The organism is Marivibrio sp. (genome assembly GCF_040218065.1).
GTDB lineage: Bacteria > Pseudomonadota > Alphaproteobacteria > UBA8366 > Aestuariispiraceae > Marivibrio.
Genome location: NZ_JAVJQE010000012.1, coordinates 68,174 through 85,127, shown reverse-complemented (window position 1 = coordinate 85,127; position 16,954 = coordinate 68,174). Strand labels below are relative to the sequence as shown.

Genomic DNA, 16,954 nt, shown 5'->3' with positions numbered 1-16,954 from the left:
CCGGGCGACCGGCTACAGGAACCCAGGCCGGCGGGACGGCCGCGTGATGCGCCGATTCGGGCGCCGAACGCCAGTCCGACGGTCTTAGATCAGAACGGAATATCGTCGTCCAGATCCTGGGAATAGTCGGCCCCGCCGCCGGAGCGGCCGCCGCCAGAGCCCCCGGAACCGCCCCCGTACGCGCCGGAGCCGCTGTCGGGGAAGTCGCCGCCGCCGCCGTAACCGCCGCCGCCCGAGCCGCCGCCGTAGCCGCCGCCGCCGCCGCCGCCGGCGCTGTCGAGCATGGTCATGTTGCCGCCGAAGCCGCGCACGACGACCTCGGTCGAATAGCGGTCCTGGCCCGACTGGTCCTGCCATTTGCGGGTCTGCAGCTGGCCTTCGATCAGCACCTTGGAGCCCTTCTTAAGGTAGCGCTCGGCGATCTCGGCGACCTTGCCGAAGATCACGACGCGGTGCCACTCGGTCCGCTCCTGCTGGTTGCCCTCGCGGTCGCGCCAGCGCTCGGACGTCGCGATCGCGAGGTTGGCGACCTTGTCGCCGTTCTGCATCGAGCGGACCTCCGGGTCGCGCCCCAGATTGCCGACCAGGATGACCTTGTTGAGACTGCCGGACATGGATCCCCCAAATTGAAATGACGTGACGGCGGCTGACGGCTGGGCGCGCCCTCGGCCCAGGCGTCCGACGGCGCGGGCGACAGCCTACGCCATCGCGCCGGACGCGCAAAGCCCTCGACGCGCGTGGGGCGCGGCAATGTGACAATCCCATTTCGCACGGGTGGAAACCGCCGCGCCGATCTGTATACTGCGCGGCTATAGAACAAGACTCCTCATCACACAGGGAAGGTACATCATGAGGAAAATGCTCGCGATCCTGCTCACTTCGGCCGCCGTCGCGGCGCCGGCCGCAGCCCAGGACACGGTCAAGATCGGCATGCTTCAAGGCTTCACCGGCCCGACCGAGTCGCTGGTCAAGCCGATGGCCGAGGGCGGCGAAATGGCGATCCAGGAGGTCTCGGACAGCGGGGTCTTCATGGGCGGCATGAAAGTCGTCTCGGTCCGCGGCGACAGCACCTGCATCGACGCCGCCGCGGCGACCGCCGCGGCCGAGCGTCTGGTGACCTCGGAAGGCGTGGCCGGAATCAACGGGGCGACCTGCTCCGGCGCCACCACGGCGGTGTTGAACAATGTGGCCCGGCCGAACGGCATGGTCCTGATCTCGCCGTCCGCGACTTCGCCGGCGCTGACGACGATCGAGGACGACGGCTACTTCTTCCGCACCGCGCCGTCCGACGCGCGTCAGGGCGAGATCATCGGCGACATTCTGGAGCGTCGCGGCATCAAGACCGCCGCGCTGACCTACACCAACAACGACTACGGCAAAGGCCTCGCCGATTCGATCCAGGCCGCCTTCGAGGCGAAGGGCGGCACGATCACGGCCGTCGCCGCGCATGAGGACGGCAAGGCCGACTACTCGGCCGAAGTCGGCACGCTGGCCGCCGCGGGCGGCGAGGTGCTGATCGTCGCCGGCTATCTCGACCAGGGCGGCAAGGGCATGATCCAGGCCTCCCTCGACACCGGCGCGTTCGACCGTTTCGTGCTGCCGGACGGCATGGTCGGCCAGGCGCTGACCGATCACTTCGGCGACGCGCTCGACGGCTCCATCGGCACCAACCCGGGCACCGACAGCCCCGGCGCCGACATGCTGGCCGAGCTGGCCGAGGGCAAGGGCTTCAAGGGCGACGATCCCTACGTCCCCGAGGCCTACGACGCCTCCGCGCTGATCCTGCTGGCCATGCAGGCGGCGAACTCGACCGATCCGGCCGTCTACAAGGACGAGATCATGATGGTCGCCAACGCGCCGGGCGAGAAGATCTTCCCGGGCGAGCTCAAGAAGGCCCTGCAGATCCTGGCGGACGGCGGCGACATCGACTATGTCGGCGGCACCGCGCTGGAGCTGATCGAGCCGGGCGAGTCCGCGGGCAGCTTCCGCGAGACCATCGTCGAGAACGGCGAGTTCACGACGGTCATGTACCACTAAGGATCGGCTTTCCGATCTGTGTCGGGAGGAACGGTCAGGGCGATCCCCTGGCCGTTCCTTCTTTCAAGGGGCGCGTCGGGGTGCGTCCAGCGGTAGTCGGGGACGGTTTTCGGTATGATCAGGGTAGAAGACGTCGAAAAACGGTTCGGCGGCATCCGCGCGGTCGACGGGGTGTCGCTGGAGATCGAGGAAGGCTCGATCACCGGGCTGATCGGCCCGAACGGGGCGGGCAAGACCACGCTGTTCAACATCATCGCCGGCGCCTTTCCGCCCTCGTCCGGCAAAATCTATCTCGACGGCGAGGACGTGACCGCGCTGCAGCCGCACGAGCTCTTCCACAAGGGCCTGCTGCGCACCTTCCAGATCGCGCATGAATTCTCCACACTCACGGTGCTCGAGAACCTGATGGTCGTCCCCGGCCAGCAGGAAGGCGAACAGCTGCGCCACACCTGGTTCAATTTCCGGAAAGTTATGGAGACCGAGGCCAAGGTGCGCGAGCGCGCGCGCGAGGTGATCGATTTCCTCGAGATCTCGCACCTTGAGAACGAGTTGGCCGGCAATCTTTCCGGCGGGCAGAAGAAGCTGCTGGAGCTCGGCCGCACGATGATGGTGGACGCGAAGATCGTCTTCCTGGACGAGGTCGGGGCCGGCGTGAATCGCACGCTGTTGAACACCATCGCCACGTCGATCCAGCGCCTCAACGAAGAGCGCGGCTACACCTTCTGCCTGATCGAGCACGACATGGACTTCATCGCGCGCCTGTGCGACCCGGTCATCGTGATGGCCGAGGGCAAGCTTCTGACCCAGGGCACGATCGAAGAGGTGAAGAACAACGAGGAGGTGATCGAGGCCTATCTCGGCACCGGCCTCAGCAATAAGAAGAAAAAGGCGGACGCATGAGTTTTCTTTCCGCAACCGGCATGACCGGCGGGTACGGCGGCGTCGACATCATCCACGACTGCTCCATCACCGTGGAGAAGGGCGAGATCGCGGTCGTCGTCGGCCCCAACGGCGCCGGCAAGTCGACGGCCATGAAGGCGGTCTTCGGCATGCTGAACCTGCGCGAGGGATCGATCGTCCTGGACGGCGAGGACATCACCCACGTGCCCCCCCAGAACCGCGTGCCGAAGGGCATGGGCTACGTGCCGCAGAACCGCAACGTCTTCGTCTCGCTCACCGTCGAGGAAAATCTCGAAATGGGCGGCTTCATCCGCGACGACGATCTGTCGGACAGCAAGGAATTCGTCTTCTCGCTGTTCCCGATCCTGGCGGAGAAGCGCAACCAGCCGGCGGGCGAGCTCTCCGGCGGCCAGCGTCAGCAGGTCGCGGTGGGCCGCGCCATGATGACCAATCCGAAGCTTCTGATGCTGGACGAGCCGACGGCCGGCGTCTCGCCGATCGTGATGGACGAGCTGTTCGACAAGATCCTGGAGATCGCCGAGACCGGCGTCGCAATCCTGATGGTCGAGCAGAACGCCCGCCAGGCGTTGGAGATCGCCGACCACGGCTTCGTGCTGGTCCAGGGCCGCAACAAATTCACCGACACGGGCGAAGCGCTCCTCGCGAACGAGGAAGTGCGGCGCTCCTTCCTGGGGGGCTGAGCCGATGGAGATCCTCAACGCCCTCGCCCTTTTCGCCAATTTCGTCGTCGTGCCGGCGACCGCCTACGGCGCGCAACTCGCCCTCGGCGCGCTGGGCGTCACGCTGATCTTCGGCATCCTGCGCTTCGCCAACTTCTCGCACGGCGAGTTGATGAGCTTCGGCGCGATGGCGTCCATCCTGGCGACTTGGGCCCTGCAGGAGGCGGGAGTGAGCATCGCCCCCTTCCCCACCGCCCTTTTGGCCCTTCCGATCGGCGTGTTGGCCGCGATCGGCATGGCGCTGGTCACCGACCGCATGGTCTTCCGCTTCTATCGCCGGCAGCGCTCCAACCCCATCGTGATGGCGATCGTCTCGGTCGGCGTGATGTTTGTGTTGGCGGGCGTGATCCGCATCGTTATCGGACCCGGCGATCAGAGCTTCGCCGACGGCGAGCGGTTCATCATCGGCGCGCTCGACAGCCGCCGCGCCATGGGCCTGGACGAGGGGATCGCCATCAAGCAGACCCAGGTGATCACCGTCGTCGTCGCCGTGGCGGTCGTCTCCGCGCTGTTCTGGTTCCTGCAGAAAACCAAGTCAGGCAAGGCGATGCGCGCCTATTCGGACGATGAGGATCTGGCGCTGCTTTCCGGCATCAGTCCGGAGAAAGTGGTCGCCATCTGCTGGATCATCGCGGCCGCGCTGGCGGCGATCGCCGGCACGCTGTACGGCCTCGACAAGACCTACAAGCCCTTCATCTTCCTGCAGATCCTGCTGCCCATTTTCGCCGCAACGATCCTCGGCGGCATCGGTCAACCGGTGGGCGCGATCCTGGGGGCCTTCATCGTCGCCTTCTCGGAGGTCATGGTGACCTACGCCTTCCGCAAGGTCTTGGCCTATCTCGGGCCGGAGGGCTGGGCGCCGGACGGGCTCGTGCAGCTGCTGTCGACGGACTACAAGTTCGCCGTCTCCTTCATCATCCTGGTGGCCGTTCTCTTGATCCGGCCGACCGGCATCATCCGCGGAAAAGTCATATGACGAAACGCATCGCCCTTCTCTACGGCCTGATGGCCCTGGTGCTGATCTTCGTCGGCTTCTACCAGAGCTGGAACGTCGCCTTTAACATCTTCAATCTCTGCGTCATCTCCGCGATCATGGCGCTGGGCGTGAACATGCAGTGGGGCTACGCCGGGCTCTTCAACGTCGGCGTGATGGGTTTCACGGCGCTGGGCGGCCTGACGGTCGTGCTGATCGCCATGCCGCCGGTGGGCGCGGCTTGGGAGGCCGCCGGCTGGGAGCTGTTCCTGTCCTTCGTCGCGCTGCTCGGCACCATCGCGGCCACTGTCGCGGTGCGCCGCGTGACGGAACGGCCGTTCAAGCTGCCGGCGACCATCGTCACGCTGCTGATCGGATATTTCGTGATCGGCCAGTTCTTCGGCCCGGCGACCTCCAAGATCGAGGCGATCGACCCGGCGCTGTCCGGCTATCTCGGCGGGCTGGGTCTGCCGGTTCTGGTCGCTTGGCCGATCGGCGCGCTGGTCGCGGCGGGCGCGGGCTGGTTCATCGGCAAGATCGCGCTGGGGCTGCGCGCCGACTACCTTGCGATTGCGACGCTCGGCATCTCCGAGATCATCATCGCCATCATCAAGTATGAGGAATGGCTCTCGCGCGGCGTGAAGAACGTCACCGGCATTCCCCGCCCCGTGCCCTACGAGGTCGATCTGGTCGAGCAGGATTGGTTCATCGGTCTGGCGAACTTCTTCGGCGCCGCCGACGTCGCGGACGCGGCCAGCCTGTTCGTGAAGCTGTGCTACGCGGTGCTGTTCGTCGCCGGCCTCGCGATCGTCATGTGGTTCGCCGAGCGCGCGTTGCGCTCCCCCTGGGGTCGGATGATGCGCGCGATCCGCGACAATCGCGACGCGGCCGCCGCAATGGGCAAGGACGTCAAGCGCCGCCACCTGCAAACCTTCATCATGGGCTGCGCGGTCTGCGGCTTCGCCGGCGCGATGCTGACGACGCTGGACGGCCAGTTGACGCCGACCAGCTATATCCCGCTGCGCTACACCTTCCTGATCTGGGTGATGGTCATCCTGGGCGGCTCGGGAAACAATTTCGGGGCCGTGCTCGGCGGCTTCGTGATCTGGTTCCTGTGGGTCCAGGCGGAGCCGATGGGCCAGTGGTTCATGCAGACGATCACCATCCCGCTGTCGGAGGATTCGACCGTCGCCCAGCATCTGGTCGCCGGCGCGGCTTACACCCGCTATCTGCTGATGGGGGCGATCCTGCTTCTGGTGATGCGCTTCGCCCCGCGGGGCCTAATCCCGGAACGCACGACGGGGAGCGCTGCGTGACGGCGCCGGCCGGCCGACCGCTCTACCCGCTTTCGGGCAAGCGCGTCTTCGTCGCGGGCCATCGCGGGCTTGTGGGCGGAGCGCTCGTCCGGCGGCTGGAGAGCGAGGGCTGCGAGATCCTCACAGCCGGGCGCGAGACCCTCGATCTCGGCCGTCAACGCGAGGTCGAGGGCTGGCTTGCGGCCGAGAAGCCGGACGCCGTCTTTGTCGCCGCCGCCAAGGTGGGCGGCATCCAGGCGAACGACACCCGGCCGGCGGAGTTCCTGTACGAGAACCTCGCGATCGAGACGCATCTGATCCACGGCGCCTACGAGGCCGGTGTGGAGAAGCTGATCTTCCTCGGCTCGTCCTGCATCTATCCCCGGCTGGCGCCGCAGCCGATGAGCGAAGACGCGCTGCTGACCGGCCCGTTGGAGCCGACGAACGAGTGGTACGCGCTCGCCAAGATCGCCGGCATCAAGCTGTGCGACGCCTATCGCCGGCAGTACGACGCCGACTTCATCTCGGTGATGCCGACCAACCTTTACGGTCCCGGCGATAATTTCAGCCTGGAGGGCGGTCACGTCCTGCCCGCCCTGCTGCGGCGCTTTCACGAGGCCAAGCAGGCCGGCGCCGCCGAGGTGACGGTCTGGGGCGACGGCTCGCCCTTGCGGGAGTTCCTGCATGTCGAGGATCTGGCCGACGGCGCGGTTTTCCTGGCCAAACACTATTCCGCCGAAGGCCACGTCAATATCGGCACGGGCGAAGAGGTGTCGATCGGCGCGCTGGCCGAGTTGGTAAAGCGCGTCGTCGGCTTCGAAGGCCGCCTCGTCTACGATGCGAGCAAGCCGAACGGAACGCCGCGCAAACTGGTCGACGCGTCGAAGCTGCAGGCGTTGGGCTGGACCCCCTCGATCGCGCTGGAGGACGGCGTGCGCCGCACCTACGACTGGCTGCTGGATCGCCTCGCGTCGGGCGAGGAGATCAACGGCTGGCCGCGCGCCGAACGCGCCGCTTGATCCATCGGCGTCGGCCCCTGATCCAAGGGGATCGCAACCCTTAGCGCGGAGATCGCGCAGAGGCCGCCCATCGTCGTCCCCGACCCACGATGCCGGGTTCGTCCGCCGCAGACCCGTCACCCCGGGCTCGTCCCGGGGGAACGGCGGATCGCAAGAGCGGCGCCGGGAGCTGTCGGCCCGGATCGCGTACGGGGCGTACGGGGAAGCGACGGGGCCTACGTGCGCAGATCCGGCGGCGGGCGTTTCGCGCCGCGCACGCGTTCGCGATAGATGGTGTAGAGGCCGCTGGCGACCACGACGCCGGCCCCGACGACGGTCCACAGGTCCGGCAGATCGTCGAAGACCAGGTAGCCGATCCCCGTCGCGAAGACGAGCATGGTGTAATTGAACGGCTGAAGGACCGAGGCCGGCGCCGCCTCAAGCGCCTGGATCAACAGCATATGCCCGGTGGCGGCCGTACAGCTCAGCAGCAACAGCCAACCCCAGTCAACCAGCGTCGGGGGCGTCCAGAAGAAGGGCCCGATCGCGGTCATCACCACAGCCCCGATCACCGCCATATAGACCAGCGAGGTCTCGCTGTCGTCATAGCGCGCGACGACCCGGGTCATCACGTTGTAGCCGGCGAACAGGAAGGCGGTGAACAACGCCACCAGCGCGCCGGGCTTCAGCGCCTCCAAGCCCGGCCGCAGGATGATCAGCACGCCGACGAAGCCGACCAGCACAGCCGCCCAGCGCCGAATCCCGACCGCCTCCCGCAGGAAGACGGCGGCGATCGCGGTCACCATCAGCGGAAAGGTCGCCATCAGCGAGTGGATTTCGGCCAGCGACAGGACGCGTATCGCGACGATGAAGAAGCCGATCTCGGCCAGGATCAGCAGCGATCGGAGGATCTGCAGCTTGGGCGCTTCGCTCTTGAAGCACTGACGCAAGGGCTTCTTGCGCATGGAAAAAAGCAACGCGAAGGCGGCGTAGAAGACGAAGCGCACCCACAGGATCTGCGCCGGCGCGTAGCTCTGGGCCAGGTGTTTGGTGATCGCGTCCTGGGTCGCGAAGATCAGCATAGCGGTCACCACCAACGTGATGCCCAGCGTGGGATTGTCCTGTTGCGGCGCGCGTCTCATGCCCCGCCGCTTAGCCGATGGGCGCCCGCGCGGCAATCTGGATTGCGGCGAAACAGCCGAGCGCGCGCGGAACATGTGCGCGCCCCCGCCTCTCCTCCCCGCTTCCCCGCCTTGAAGCCGCGCCCGCGCGGGATTAGAACCGGCGGACCTCTGGAGACAAGGAGCACGCCCCGTGCCCGACGGTACGTTTCAGGAAGCGGCGCTCAACCGCCGCACCTTCGCGATCATCTCGCACCCGGACGCCGGCAAGACCACGCTGACGGAGAAACTGCTGCTGCGCGGCGGCGCGATCCATCTGGCCGGCGAGGTGAAGGCGAAGGGCGAGCGACGGCGCGCGCGCTCCGACTGGATGAAGATCGAGCAGCAGCGCGGCATCTCGGTCACCACGTCGGTCATGCACTTCATCCGCGGCGGCGTTCACTACAATCTGCTGGACACGCCGGGTCACGAGGACTTCTCGGAAGACACGTACCGCACGCTCACGGCCGTCGACAGCGCCATCATGGTGATCGACGGCGCCAAGGGCATCGAGCCCCAGACGCGGAAGCTGTTCGAGGTGTGCCGCCTGCGCGACGTGCCGATCACGACCTTCATCAACAAGATGGACCGCGAGACCCGCGACCCCTTCGAACTGATGGACCAGATCGCCGAGGAACTGCAGCTCGACGTCACGCCGCTGACCTGGCCGATCGGCGTCGGGCAGGACTTCATGGGCTGTTACGATCTCGTGCGCGACCGGCTGCTTCTGATCGGCGACGATCGCACGGAATCGGTCGAGGTGAACGGGCTGGACGATCCCAAGATCGCCGAGCACGTCCCCGAGCGCCTGCTGGACCGCCTGCGCGAGGAGGCGGAACTGGCGCGCGAAGCGTGCCCGGATTTCGACGTGGAGGCTTATCGCGCCGGCCATATGACGCCGGTCTTCTTCGGCAGCGCGCTGCGCGATTTCGGGGTCGGCCAGGTGCTCGACGCGCTGCAGGACTACGCACCCCCGCCGCGCCGCCAGGAGGCCGATACGCGCACGGTCGACCCGCTGGAGGAGAAGGTCACCGGCTTCGTCTTCAAGGTGCAGGCCAACATGGACCCGAACCATCGCGACCGGATCGCCTTCGTGCGGCTGGTCTCGGGCCGCTTCAAGCGGGGGATGAAGCTGAAACACGTGCGCTCCGGCAAACCGATGGCGATCTACAACCCGATCCTGTTCTTCGCCCAGGACCGGGAGCTCGCCGAGGAGGCTTTCCCCGGCGACATCATCGGCGTGCCGAACCACGGCACCTTGCGCGTCGGCGACACGTTGAGCGAGGCGGACGATCTGCGCTTCACCGGCATTCCCGACTTCGCGCCCGAAATCCTGCGCCGCGTGCGCCTCGACGACCCGATGAAGGGCAAGCATCTGCAGCGCGCGCTGGAAAGCCTGGCCGAGGAAGGCGTCACCCAGGTCTTCAAGCCGGAGCTGGGCGCCAACTGGATCGTCGGCGTCGTCGGCCAGCTGCAGCTCGACGTCCTCGCCGCGCGGATCGAGGCGGAATACAACATCAAGGTCGCCCTCGAGCCCGCGCCTTACGAGACCGCGCGTTGGGTCGCGGCCGACGACAAGAAGACGCTCGATAAGTTCGAGGGGTCCATCCGTTCCGCCATGGCGCATGACCGGGACGGCAATCCGGTGTTTCTGGCGCGGAATATGTGGGAATTGAACCACCAGCAGCAGGTCAATCCGGACATCCGCTTCACCAAGACGAAGGAGCGGGCGTGAGCGCCGCCCCCGGAGGCGACGGCCCGCTGGCGGGCCTCTTCGTCGTCTCCCTGGAGCAGGCGGTGGCCGCGCCCTACTGCGCGTGCAAGTTGGCCGACGCCGGCGCGCGGGTCGTCAAGATCGAGCGGCCGGAGGGCGACTTCGCGCGCGGCTACGACCGGCTGGCGAAGGGCGAGAGCGCCTATTTCGTCTGGCTGAACCGCGGCAAGGAATCGGCCGTCGTCGACATCAAGGATCCGGACGACCTCGCCTTTCTCAAGGCGATGATCGCCAAGGCGGACGTCTTCATCCAGAACCTAGCCCCCGGGGCGGCGGCGCGCGCGGGCCTGGGCTCGGCCGACCTGCGCGCGGCGCGCCGGGAGCTGATCTGCGTCGACATCTCCGGCTACGGCGAGGACGGCCCCTATCGCGACATGAAGGCCTACGACCTGCTGATCCAGGCGGAGTCGGGCCTGTGCGCCATCACCGGCACGCCCGACGAGCCCGGGCGCGTCGGGGTCAGCGTCTGCGACGTCGCCTGCGGCATGTACGCCTATCAAGCGGTGCTGGAAGCCTTGATCCAGCGCGGGCGCACCGGCGAAGGCCGCGCGATTAAGGTCAGCCTGTTCGCCGCCATGGCGGATTGGATGACGGTGCCGCTCCTGCAGACGCAGTACGGCGCAAAGGCGCCGAAGCGCGTCGGCCTCGCCCACCCGACGATCGCGCCCTACGGCGCCTTCCCTGCGGCCGACGGCCGGCCCGTGCTGATCTCGATCCAGAACGAGCGGGAGTGGCGGCGTCTGTGCGCCCATGTGCTGGAACGTCCGGAGATGGCGGACGATCCGCGTTTTGCCGACAACAGCGCGCGCATCGACAACCGCGCGGCGCTGGACGGCGCCGTCGCCGCCGTCTTCGCGACCCAGGACAGCGCGACGCTGGCCGCGCGCCTTAAGACGGCGGGGATCGCCTACGGTCTATTGAACGACACGGCGGCGCTGATCGCGCATCCGCAGCTGCGCCGCCGGCCCGCAACCCTGCCGTCGGGCGAAGCGATCAACCTCGTCGCTCCCCCGGCCGCCTGGGACGGGCAGGCGGAGGCCTTCGGCCGCGTGCCTGGCCTGGGCGAGCACACCAAGGCGTTGCGGCTGGAGTTCGGAGAGTAGCGCGCCCCTCGCTGAGATCCCCAAGTCAAGGCCGGGGATGACGATAACGCCATGCAAATCATAAGGTGTGCATCCCCTTGACGCACGTAAGCTGTGAGCATATATTTAGGTCATCAACGGAGATGACCAATGGCCAAGCTTACTGTTCGTGACTTCTTTAACCGCTTCCCTGACGACGACGCCTGCCTGCATCACGTGATGGAGGTTCGCTATGGCGTGCGTCACGTCTGCGGCGCGTGTGGGACCGAAAGCACCTATCACAAGCTGGCCAATCGCAAGGCGTATTCCTGCGCTCACTGCGGCAATCACGTTTACCCCTGCGCGGGTACCGTCTTCCAAGACAGCCGTACGCCGCTCCAGCTCTGGTACTATGCGATCTTTCTGTTTGTCGTGACGCGCCACGGCGTGTCGGGCAAGGAACTGCAACGCCAGCTTGGCGTGACCTATAAGACGGCCTGGCGCATGGGGCAGCAGATCCGCAAGCTTATGGAGAGTGCGGACGGCTTCGCGATGCTCCAAGGGCACGTTGAAATGGACGAAGCCTATATCGGCGGCAAGCGTCCCGGTAAACGTGGGCGCGGCGCTGCGGGAAAGACCATTGTCATGGGCATGGTCGAGCGCAATGGGCGCATGGTTACTGAGGTCATTCCCGATATCCGCAAGGCTACCCTGCGGGCCGTGACGCTGCGTAACGTCGATAACGGCGCGACCGTCTCGACCGACGAGCTTATGAGTTACGGCTTACTCAAGGGCGATGGGTACAGGCACCGTGCGGTGAAGCACGGCGCCAAGGAATGGTCGCACTACGATTACCGCACCGATGCGCAGCACCATACAAACACGGTTGAGCAATTCTGGGGGCTGTTCAAGCGGGCCGTGCGCTCTACCCACACCTCGATTTCATCGAAGTATATGCAGCGCTACCTGAATGAGTTCACTTTCCGGGCGAACCATCGGGATCAGCAGAACGCGATGTTTGACCTGCTGATTTCGCGGGTTTAGCGGCCTCAGCCAGCAAGCGCTCCAATTCAGCGGGGTCGGCCGTGCCGACTCCGCGCGCCTCCTCTTGGGCGATGAATTCTTCCATACGTCCTTGGTCTCGCGCTTTCGATAATGGCAACGTCATGCAGCCCTCGCGTAGCGAATGAAGTCTTCGTCTGAAGCGTTCAGAGAGACGATATTTGCCACGTCCCCGACCATCTGGGCCTTGTCGTCCAGCGTATCTATGCTTTTGACAACCGCGTTCAGGGAGAAGGATGGATTCGCTTCTCGGATGTCCGTAAACATCAAGAACTTGCTTGATACGGAGACGGGGCTTTTTGACATAAACTCAAAGACAGCTCTACCACCTTTCGGCAACGCGATCACATTGTGTGCGTTCCACTTGGCATGACGCCCTGTAACCTCGGCCTCTTTAGCAACATTCTTGGGGCCGAACACGGTGCTTATCCGCTCAAAAATTTGTTCGTTTCGATGCTTGCTTTTTGCTTCAGCTGCGCGCCGAACAGCTTCCGCTGCTGCTTTGCACGACGCGTTTGCAACACAGATAATAGCGGACTCCGTCGCTGTTTCAGGAACCCACAAGGCAAACATTGAATGACCATCAAAAGACACTGAGAAATCTTCTGCGGCCTCTTTCGCGGCTGGAGCGTAGAAACTTTCCGCAGCCGCAAATTCCGCCTCAACGAGGCCGCTTCCCATGTCAGAGACGAAACACTTACCGCGATTTATTTCCACCTCGACAACGACCATGGCTCCGCTTGGGTACATGATCGGGAGGTCAACCAGCACACGGCCACCATCGTCGCGCATCCGAGCAACACGCGACAACGCATTTGCGATCCTCTCTCGCGCGCTTTCTGCCTCTTTAGTCAGCATCATAGCAAGGCGCCTTGATCTCCCGGACCCGGCACAGCGGACCCATTTATGATATTGATTCTACTACAAACGAGCGCAAGCCCGGTAGCAAAATCTGTAGGTTCCGGGCTCACAAGGCGAGCCTGTTCACACGCGTTGGAACGCAACTCGTTACCAGCCTTTAGACTATCGTAAAAGACGTGCTCATGCGTTTGTCCGGCGTCGATGAACAGCCCATTAATGTCGTCGGAACCATAGGGTTTGTTCCCATGGGGCTTGAGGGGGTTCATCTCCAATCGGTACAGCGCCAGGTGTTGCCTCCCAGTCGGGAGGTCACATTCAAGCTGAAAAGTCATTCGCGTGAGCGACCGGGGATAAACGGTCATCCGGAAAAATACGCCACGCGGCACACCGCCATCGACCTCGACGCGGCATTCAAGCCTTTTGCGCTGCTCGTTGCCCCTCTTAACGGCGACCGCTTCCCAACGAAGCGGCTTAAGCAACCGCTTGGGCGCGCGAAAGATATGATCCGCTATCTCGAAGGGAATCGGCATTCGCCGAATTAAGCATGCCGTCTGCCGTGTTGCGAGTCATACAGGCATGACGCGGGTCGCACCTGCTTCCAGGGGATACACGCCAATCATAAAGGGTCTCGCCATGGCCGGGCGCGACCCGGCCATCTCAGCGCGCGCGCCGGCCTTAAGCGTCCACCGTCACGAAATGATGCTGTTCGCCCAGCCCGTCGACGCCGCATTGGACCTTGTTGCCGGCGCGCAGATATTGCCGCGGGTTCATGCCGTGTCCGACGCCGGCGGGCGTTCCGGTGGCGATCACGTCGCCCGGCTGCAGCGTCATGAACTGCGAGAGGTAGGAGACCAGCTCCGCCACGCCGAAGATCATCAGTTCGGTCGAGCCGAACTGCTTGCGATCGCCGTCGACTTCGAGCCATAGCCCCAACTGCTGCGGGTCCTTGACCTTCGAAGCCGGAACGAGCCAAGGCCCCAGCGGTCCGAAGCTGTCCGCGCTCTTACCCTTGGTCCACTGGCCGCCGCGTTCGTTTTGATAGGTGCGTTCCGAGACGTCGATGGCGCAACAATAGCCGGCGACGTGGGAGAGCGCGTCCTCCTTGGCGACGTATTTCGCCTTGCGGCCGATGACGGCGGCGAGCTCGACCTCCCAATCCGTGGTCTCCGAATCACGCGGCAGCACGATCTCGTCGCGCGGGCCGACGATGGCGCTCGTCGCCTTCATGAACACCACCGGCTCTTTCGGGGCCTCGGCCCCCACTTCTTCCGCGTGATCGCGATAGTTGAGGCCGATACAGATGAACTTGCCAACGCCGTCGATCGGCGGGCCGAGGCGCGGCTTGCCGTCCACCAGGGGGAAGTCCGCCGGATCGCGGGCGGCGAGCGCGTCGAGCTTTGTCGGATCCAGCGCTTCGCCGGCTAAGTCGGCGATCTCGCTCGAGAGATCGCGGATCGCCCCGTCGGCGTCGACAAATCCCGGTTTCTCCGCGCCGATCTGGCCGTAGCGCACGAATTTCATGACGGCGTCCCCCGCTCCTTGGTCTCTTGATCGGCGATGGTAGCCGCAACGAACGGTCGTGCAATGGGGAAGTCTTGCGTCCAACGTCGGAAATTTGTATATACAAATTTGTCGAACGGGAGCGCCCGATGGCCGAAAGCGACGCCCTACCCCTTTATCTGCAGGTCAAACGCCGGCTGATGGACCGGATCGCGGCGGGCGACCTGTCTCCCGGCGACCGCGCGCCTACCGAGCGCGCGCTGGTGGAGCAGACGGGCGCCAGCCGGATGACCGTCAACCGGGCGTTGCGGGAGCTTGCCGACGAAGGCGTGATCACCCGAATCCAGGGCGCCGGCAGCTTCGTCGCCGAGCCGAAGAGCGCGAGCGACCTGCTGACGCTGCATAACATCGCCGACGAGATCGCCGGGCGTCGGCGACGCCACAGCGCCGACGTTCTGCGGCTTGCGCGCACGCGGCTGTCGGCGGACGAGGCCGCGCGAATGCGCCTGGAGCGCGGCGCAGAGGCGTTCCATTCGATCCTGGTCCATCGCGAGGACGGAACGCCGATCCAGTTGGAGGATCGCCTCGTCAACCCGGCGTCGGCCCCGGATTATCTGACCCAAGACTTCACCCGCCGCACGCCCAACGCCTACCTAACCGCCTGCGCCCCGGCGAGCGCGGTCGAGCATGTCGTGGAGGCGGGCGGCGCGGACGCGCAGACCGCCGAACGTCTGGCCATAGCCCCTGGCGCGCCGTGCCTGATCGCCTGGCGGCGCACTTGGACCGGCGGGGCCGTCGCCAGCCTCGCCCGTCTGACCCATCCCGCAGATCGTTACCGCCTGACCGCCGGCCGGCCGCCCGTCGGCGACGCCGCCCCGCTTTAGCTTTCTGAGGAGTTCTCCATGAGCGAGAGGATCGACAACAGCCGCCGCATCGCCGCCCCGCATGGGACGGAGCTCAGCTGCAAGAGCTGGCTCGCCGAAGCCCCGTTGCGCATGCTGATGAACAATCTTGACGCCGAGGTGGCGGAGCGCCCGGAGGAGCTGGTCGTCTACGGCGGCATCGGCCGGGCGGCCCGCAACTGGGCCTGCTACGACCGGATCGTCGAGGCGCTGCGCGGGCTGGAGGAGCGCCAGACCCTGCTGATCCAGTCCGGCAAGCCGGTCGGCGTCTTCACCACCCACAAGGACGCGCCGCGCGTCCTGATCGCGAACTCCAACCTGGTGCCGAAATGGGCTGATTGGGAGCATTTCGGGGAGCTAGATCGCAAAGGGTTGATGATGTACGGCCAGATGACGGCCGGCAGCTGGATCTACATCGGCAGCCAGGGGATCGTGCAGGGCACCTACGAGACCTTCGTGGAGGTCGGCCGCCGACACTATGACGGGAGCCTTGCGGGCAAATGGATTCTGACCGCAGGCCTCGGCGGCATGGGCGGCGCGCAGCCGCTGGCCGGGACGATGGCGGGCGCCTCGGTGCTCGCCGTCGAATGCCGGCCGAGCCGGATCGACATGCGCCTCAAGACCCGTTACCTCGACCGCAAGGCGCAAAGTCTGGACGAGGCGCTCTCGATGATCGAGGAGGCGACCGCAAAGCGCGAGGCGATCTCGGTCGGTCTTTTGGGCAATGCGGCCGAGATCTTTCCGGAGCTCGTGCGCCGCGGCGTCCGTCCGGACGTCGTCACCGACCAGACCAGCGCGCACGACCCGCTGAACGGCTACCTGCCGGCCGGCTGGACGCTGGAGGAATGGGCCGCCAAGCGCGACAGCGACCCTAAGGCGACGGTCAAGGCGGCCAAACGCTCGATGGTCGATCACGTCCAGGCGATGCTGGACTTCCACAAGGCGGGCGTCCCGACCCTCGACTACGGCAACAACATCCGACAGATGGCGCAGGACGAGGGGCTGGCCCACGCCTTCGACTTCCCCGGCTTCGTGCCGGCCTATATCCGCCCGCTGTTCTGCCGCGGGATCGGGCCGTTCCGCTGGGCCGCGCTCTCCGGCGATCCGGAGGACATCTACAAGACCGACGCCAAGGTGAAGGAGCTGATCCCCGACGACCCGCACCTGCACAATTGGCTCGACATGGCGCGCGAGCGGATCTCCTTCCAAGGGCTGCCGGCGCGGATCTGCTGGGTGGGCTTAGGTCAGCGCCACCGGCTCGGCCTCGCCTTCAACGAGATGGTGCGCACGGGCGCGCTGAAGGCCCCCGTCGTGATCGGGCGCGACCATCTCGACAGCGGCTCCGTCGCCTCGCCAAACCGGGAGACGGAGGCGATGCTCGACGGCTCCGACGCGGTCAGCGATTGGCCGCTTCTGAACGCGCTGCTCAACTGCGCGTCCGGCGCGACCTGGGTGTCGTTGCACCACGGCGGCGGCGTCGGCATGGGCTACTCACAGCACAGCGGCATGGTGATCGTGTGCGACGGGACCGAAGACGCGGATCGACGCCTTGAACGGGTGCTGTGGAACGATCCCGCCACCGGCGTCATGCGACACGCCGACGCCGGCTACGAGATCGCGCAGGACTGCGCCCGAGAGTACGGACTCACTCTGCCGATGATGGAGGGGTGAGGGATGCGGCTTCCGTTCGT

General features: G+C 65.7%; 16 protein-coding genes. 12 read left to right on the top strand and 4 right to left on the bottom strand.

The window, feature by feature from the left end; translation table 11 throughout:
* Positions 1 to 89: 89 nt before the first annotated feature.
* Positions 90 to 614, bottom strand: a complete 525-nt coding sequence (ssb, locus tag RIB45_RS11885; protein WP_350050492.1) for a single-stranded DNA-binding protein — start codon at positions 612 to 614, stop codon at positions 90 to 92.
* Between the two features lie 235 nt (positions 615 to 849).
* Here ssb and RIB45_RS11880 point away from each other — a divergent pair, with 235 nt between their 5' ends.
* The 6 genes from RIB45_RS11880 to fcl all read left to right on the top strand — a co-directional run bounded on the left by RIB45_RS11880 (position 850) and on the right by fcl (position 6,964).
* Positions 850 to 2,037: an ABC transporter substrate-binding protein gene (locus RIB45_RS11880; protein WP_350050491.1), complete on the top strand. Its 1,188-nt coding sequence runs from the start codon at positions 850 to 852 to the stop codon at positions 2,035 to 2,037.
* Between the two features lie 114 nt (positions 2,038 to 2,151).
* Positions 2,152 to 2,937 carry an ABC transporter ATP-binding protein gene (locus tag RIB45_RS11875; RefSeq protein ID WP_350050490.1) on the top strand — a complete coding sequence of 262 codons (786 nt, stop codon included), beginning with the start codon at positions 2,152 to 2,154 and terminating at the stop codon, positions 2,935 to 2,937.
* Complete coding sequence (locus RIB45_RS11870; RefSeq protein ID WP_350050489.1) at positions 2,934 to 3,638, top strand: ABC transporter ATP-binding protein; 705 nt, start codon at positions 2,934 to 2,936, stop codon at positions 3,636 to 3,638. The genes RIB45_RS11875 and RIB45_RS11870 overlap by 4 nt, the downstream gene beginning before the upstream one ends.
* 4 nt (positions 3,639 to 3,642) lie before the next feature.
* Positions 3,643 to 4,653 carry a branched-chain amino acid ABC transporter permease gene (locus RIB45_RS11865; RefSeq protein ID WP_350050488.1) on the top strand — a complete coding sequence of 337 codons (1,011 nt, stop codon included), beginning with the start codon at positions 3,643 to 3,645 and terminating at the stop codon, positions 4,651 to 4,653.
* Positions 4,650 to 5,966, top strand: coding sequence for a branched-chain amino acid ABC transporter permease (locus RIB45_RS11860; protein WP_350050487.1), 1,317 nt, complete (start codon positions 4,650 to 4,652; stop codon positions 5,964 to 5,966). Before RIB45_RS11865 ends, RIB45_RS11860 begins: the two co-directional genes overlap by 4 nt.
* The gene (gene fcl, locus RIB45_RS11855; protein WP_350050486.1) at positions 5,963 to 6,964 is read left to right on the top strand and encodes a GDP-L-fucose synthase; all 1,002 of its coding nucleotides are present in this window, start codon (positions 5,963 to 5,965) and stop codon (positions 6,962 to 6,964) included. The genes RIB45_RS11860 and fcl overlap by 4 nt, the downstream gene beginning before the upstream one ends.
* 215 nt (positions 6,965 to 7,179) lie before the next feature.
* Here fcl and RIB45_RS11850 read toward each other — a convergent pair whose 3' ends face one another.
* A complete protein-coding gene (locus RIB45_RS11850; RefSeq protein ID WP_350050485.1) occupies positions 7,180 to 8,085 on the bottom strand; it encodes a DMT family transporter in 906 nt (301 codons plus the stop codon).
* Between the two features lie 172 nt (positions 8,086 to 8,257).
* On the opposite strand from RIB45_RS11850, the gene RIB45_RS11845 reads away from it, so the two are divergent.
* The 3 genes from RIB45_RS11845 (at position 8,258) to RIB45_RS11835 (ending at position 11,982) form a co-directional block, all read left to right on the top strand.
* The gene (locus RIB45_RS11845) at positions 8,258 to 9,838 is read left to right on the top strand and encodes a peptide chain release factor 3 (RefSeq protein WP_350050484.1); all 1,581 of its coding nucleotides are present in this window, start codon (positions 8,258 to 8,260) and stop codon (positions 9,836 to 9,838) included.
* Complete coding sequence (locus RIB45_RS11840) at positions 9,835 to 10,980, top strand: CaiB/BaiF CoA transferase family protein (RefSeq protein WP_350050483.1); 1,146 nt, start codon at positions 9,835 to 9,837, stop codon at positions 10,978 to 10,980. Before RIB45_RS11845 ends, RIB45_RS11840 begins: the two co-directional genes overlap by 4 nt.
* A 129-nt stretch (positions 10,981 to 11,109) precedes the next feature.
* Positions 11,110 to 11,982, top strand: a complete 873-nt coding sequence (locus RIB45_RS11835) for an IS1595 family transposase (protein WP_350050482.1) — start codon at positions 11,110 to 11,112, stop codon at positions 11,980 to 11,982.
* A gap of 120 nt (positions 11,983 to 12,102) precedes the next feature.
* Here RIB45_RS11835 and RIB45_RS11830 read toward each other — a convergent pair whose 3' ends face one another.
* Positions 12,103 to 12,861 carry a hypothetical protein gene (locus RIB45_RS11830; protein WP_350050481.1) on the bottom strand — a complete coding sequence of 253 codons (759 nt, stop codon included), beginning with the start codon at positions 12,859 to 12,861 and terminating at the stop codon, positions 12,103 to 12,105.
* A gap of 182 nt (positions 12,862 to 13,043) precedes the next feature.
* Here RIB45_RS11830 and RIB45_RS11825 point away from each other — a divergent pair, with 182 nt between their 5' ends.
* The gene (locus RIB45_RS11825; RefSeq protein ID WP_350050480.1) at positions 13,044 to 13,403 is read left to right on the top strand and encodes a hypothetical protein; all 360 of its coding nucleotides are present in this window, start codon (positions 13,044 to 13,046) and stop codon (positions 13,401 to 13,403) included.
* 133 nt (positions 13,404 to 13,536) lie between these two features.
* Here RIB45_RS11825 and RIB45_RS11820 read toward each other — a convergent pair whose 3' ends face one another.
* On the bottom strand, positions 13,537 to 14,382 hold the full coding sequence (locus tag RIB45_RS11820; RefSeq protein WP_350050479.1) for a fumarylacetoacetate hydrolase family protein: 846 nt from the start codon (positions 14,380 to 14,382) through the stop codon (positions 13,537 to 13,539).
* A gap of 128 nt (positions 14,383 to 14,510) precedes the next feature.
* On the opposite strand from RIB45_RS11820, the gene hutC reads away from it, so the two are divergent.
* Positions 14,511 to 15,245, top strand: a complete 735-nt coding sequence (gene hutC / locus RIB45_RS11815) for a histidine utilization transcriptional repressor HutC (protein ID WP_350050478.1) — start codon at positions 14,511 to 14,513, stop codon at positions 15,243 to 15,245.
* An 18-nt stretch (positions 15,246 to 15,263) separates the two neighbouring features.
* Complete coding sequence (gene hutU / locus RIB45_RS11810; protein WP_350050477.1) at positions 15,264 to 16,934, top strand: urocanate hydratase; 1,671 nt, start codon at positions 15,264 to 15,266, stop codon at positions 16,932 to 16,934.
* Positions 16,935 to 16,954: the final 20 nt, after the last annotated feature.

Excerpts from the sequence above, each read along its gene's own strand:
- ssb (WP_350050492.1), bottom strand. The coding sequence starts at position 614 with ATGTCCGGCAGTCTCAACAAGGTCATCCTGGTCGGCAATCTGGGGCGC.
- RIB45_RS11880 (WP_350050491.1), top strand. The coding sequence starts at position 850 with ATGAGGAAAATGCTCGCGATCCTGCTCACTTCGGCCGCCGTCGCGGCG.
- RIB45_RS11875 (WP_350050490.1), top strand. The coding sequence starts at position 2,152 with ATGATCAGGGTAGAAGACGTCGAAAAACGGTTCGGCGGCATCCGCGCG.
- RIB45_RS11870 (WP_350050489.1), top strand. The coding sequence starts at position 2,934 with ATGAGTTTTCTTTCCGCAACCGGCATGACCGGCGGGTACGGCGGCGTC.
- RIB45_RS11865 (WP_350050488.1), top strand. The coding sequence starts at position 3,643 with ATGGAGATCCTCAACGCCCTCGCCCTTTTCGCCAATTTCGTCGTCGTG.
- RIB45_RS11860 (WP_350050487.1), top strand. The coding sequence starts at position 4,650 with ATGACGAAACGCATCGCCCTTCTCTACGGCCTGATGGCCCTGGTGCTG.
- RIB45_RS11850 (WP_350050485.1), bottom strand. The coding sequence starts at position 8,085 with ATGAGACGCGCGCCGCAACAGGACAATCCCACGCTGGGCATCACGTTG.
- RIB45_RS11835 (WP_350050482.1), top strand. The coding sequence starts at position 11,110 with ATGGCCAAGCTTACTGTTCGTGACTTCTTTAACCGCTTCCCTGACGAC.
- RIB45_RS11830 (WP_350050481.1), bottom strand. The coding sequence starts at position 12,861 with ATGATGCTGACTAAAGAGGCAGAAAGCGCGCGAGAGAGGATCGCAAAT.
- RIB45_RS11825 (WP_350050480.1), top strand. The coding sequence starts at position 13,044 with ATGCGTTTGTCCGGCGTCGATGAACAGCCCATTAATGTCGTCGGAACC.
- RIB45_RS11820 (WP_350050479.1), bottom strand. The coding sequence starts at position 14,382 with ATGAAATTCGTGCGCTACGGCCAGATCGGCGCGGAGAAACCGGGATTT.
- hutC (WP_350050478.1), top strand. The coding sequence starts at position 14,511 with ATGGCCGAAAGCGACGCCCTACCCCTTTATCTGCAGGTCAAACGCCGG.
- hutU (WP_350050477.1), top strand. The coding sequence starts at position 15,264 with ATGAGCGAGAGGATCGACAACAGCCGCCGCATCGCCGCCCCGCATGGG.